The organism is Polaribacter sp. (genome assembly GCF_965656025.1).
GTDB lineage: Bacteria > Bacteroidota > Bacteroidia > Flavobacteriales > Flavobacteriaceae > Polaribacter.
Genome location: NZ_CBFHJT010000008.1, coordinates 47076 through 49757, shown reverse-complemented (window position 1 = coordinate 49757; position 2682 = coordinate 47076). Strand labels below are relative to the sequence as shown.

The following is a 2682-nucleotide window of genomic DNA, read 5'->3' as shown; positions in this document are numbered from 1 at the left end:
TCAAATTACACCTCATTTGTTGCAGAAAATCAACAAACAAAAAAAAGGGCAATTTGTAAAAACTACTATCAATAAAAACCTACAAGAGCAAACAAATATGATTGTAAAAAACCATTACAATCAGCTAAATAAAAACGGAATTTACAATATTGCTGTTTTGGTTTTAGATGTAAAAACAAGAAAAGTGTTAAGTTATGTGGGTAATTCACCGACAGATAAAAAACATCAAAAAGATGTAGATGTTATAGACAAACCAAGAAGTACAGGTAGTGTTTTAAAACCCTTTTTGTATGCTGCTATGTTAGATGCAGGCGATTTGTTACCCAATACTTTAGTGGCAGATGTGCCTACCAATTTTGGTAGTTATCAGCCAGAAAATTTCGATAAAAAATATGCAGGTGCTATTGCTGCAAAATTAGCGTTATCTAAATCTTTAAATGTGCCTACTGTTAGAATGTTGCAAAGTTTTGGCTTAGAGAAATTTCATGATTATTTACAAAAATTACAACTTAAAAACCTACGCAAAAACCCTAATTATTATGGCTTAACATTGGCTTTAGGAGGTGCAGAAAGCAATCTTTGGGATTTAACAAAAAGCTATGCATCTATGGCATCAACCATAAATCATTATACAGGAAATTCTAGCAGATACTTTAAAAACGAATTTTTAGAACCCATTTTTTATGCTGATGAAAAAGTAGATTTTGGTAAAAAATCATCAGAAAAAATAATTTTTGATGCAGCTTCTATTTACTTAACTTTTGAGAGTTTAAAGGATGTAAATAGACCAAATGCAAATCAAAATTGGGATTTTTTTGATTCTTCTAAACAAATTGCATGGAAAACAGGTACTAGTTTTGGTTTTAGAGATGCTTGGGCAATTGGTGCCACCAAAGATTTTGTTGTGGGTGTTTGGGTTGGTAATGCAGATGGAGAAGGGAGACCTGGTTTGGTTGGTGTGCAAACGGCTGCCCCTATCTTGTTTGATGTGTTTGATAAATTATCAAAATCGGATTGGTTTGAAAAACCTTTTGATGAAATGACCAAAGTAGAAATTTGCACCAAAAGTGGTTACAGAGCCACAAGCATTTGCGAGGAAAAAACGAATGAATTCATACAAAACTCAGGTTTAAAAACAGCACCTTGTCCTTATCATGTTTTGGTAAATGTTGATGTTTCAGAAAATTATCAAATAAATACTTCTTGCGAAAACTTAGCAAATATCAAACTGAAATCTTGGTTTGTATTGCCACCTTTAATGGAATATTATTACAAAAAAAACAATCCTTTTTACAAACCTTTACCAAAGTTTAGAAGTGATTGTTTTGGCGAAATAAAAAATAGTATGAAGTTTATATATCCCACAGAAAAAACCACAGTTTACTTACCCAAAAACTTTGATGGTACAAAAAATGAACTTATTTTAAAAGTTGCACATGCCAACAAAAATGCAAAGTTATTTTGGTATGTAAACAATCAGTTTATAGCCACAACAAAAGAAAATCATAATTTGGCAATATCTTACAAAACAGGATTTTATAAAATATCTGTAACAGATAATTTTGGAAACGAAATAACACAAGAAATAAATGTAAAGAGTTAATTTGTTTAAAGTTAGATACTTGTATTTTAACTATAGAAACGAACCATTTATCGAAAAATAGCAAAATTCAAGAGGTATCAATCGTAATTTTATATCACCAAACAAAAAAATATAAATTATGGCTTTACAAATTTTACCACCAGATGCACATGAAACAATTGCAAACTCACCAATAGATAATCAATTAATATTTGTTATTTTAGGTTTGGCAATAGGTACTATAGTAATTTTGCAAGTAGCAAAATATTTAAACCATTTAAAAATTAATAAAACTACTATTTCTAAAGTAGAAAAACCAAGTTACACTTCTTAAGAATTAGATTTTTCTTAACAGAAAATCATACTTTTTTATTCATATTTGTAGACCAATTTATTTGGTTTACTATACATAAATCATTAAATTATTTGCATCAAATAGTTTTAATGATTTTTTTTAATTTATAAGTATGAAAATTTACCCAATAGAAACAGGAAATTTTAAGTTAGATGGTGGTGCCATGTTTGGGGTGGTTCCTAAAACCATTTGGCAAAAAACAAATCCTGCAGATGCCAATAATTTAATAGAAATGAGCATGCGTTGTATGCTTATAGAGGATGGTAATCGTTTAATTTTAATTGATACAGGTTTAGGCAATAAACAATCAGATAAGTTTTTTGGTTACTACTATTTATTTGGCGATTTTTCTTTAGATGCTTCCTTAAAAAAACTAGGTTTTCATAGAAATGATATTACAGATGTTTTTTTAACCCATTTACATTTTGATCATTGTGGAGGTGTAATCGAATGGAATGCCAACAAAACATTACTACAACCTGCATTTAAAAATGCAAAAGTTTGGTCTAATGATAAACATTGGAAATGGGCTACAGAACCAAATCCAAGAGAAAAAGCATCTTTTTTAAAAGAAAACATCAACCCTATAAAAGAAAACGGTCAGTTAGAATTTATACACAGCAATGCTGTAGACCAAATTGGTTTTGATGTGGTGTTTGTGGATGGGCATACAGAAAAACAAATGTTGCCCAAAATTACCTATCAAGATAAAACCCTTATTTTTATGGCAGATTTATTACCCACT

At 29.7% G+C, this 2682-nt stretch carries 3 protein-coding genes; all 3 read left to right on the top strand.

The annotated features are described in order from the left end of the window. Positions 1-1603 (top strand): penicillin-binding protein 1C (locus ACTG3S_RS02740; RefSeq protein ID WP_439127844.1); only part of this gene is annotated, 1603 nt, incomplete at its 5' end. Positions 1604-1721: 118 nt separating this feature from the next. Beyond that, complete coding sequence (locus tag ACTG3S_RS02735) at positions 1722-1916, top strand: hypothetical protein (RefSeq protein ID WP_439127843.1); 195 nt, start codon at positions 1722-1724, stop codon at positions 1914-1916. 133 nt (positions 1917-2049) lie between these two features. After that, the coding region (locus ACTG3S_RS02730; RefSeq protein ID WP_439127842.1) for an MBL fold metallo-hydrolase at positions 2050-2682 on the top strand (633 nt) is incomplete at its 3' end.

Excerpts from the sequence above, each read along its gene's own strand:
- ACTG3S_RS02735 (WP_439127843.1), top strand. The coding sequence starts at position 1,722 with ATGGCTTTACAAATTTTACCACCAGATGCACATGAAACAATTGCAAAC.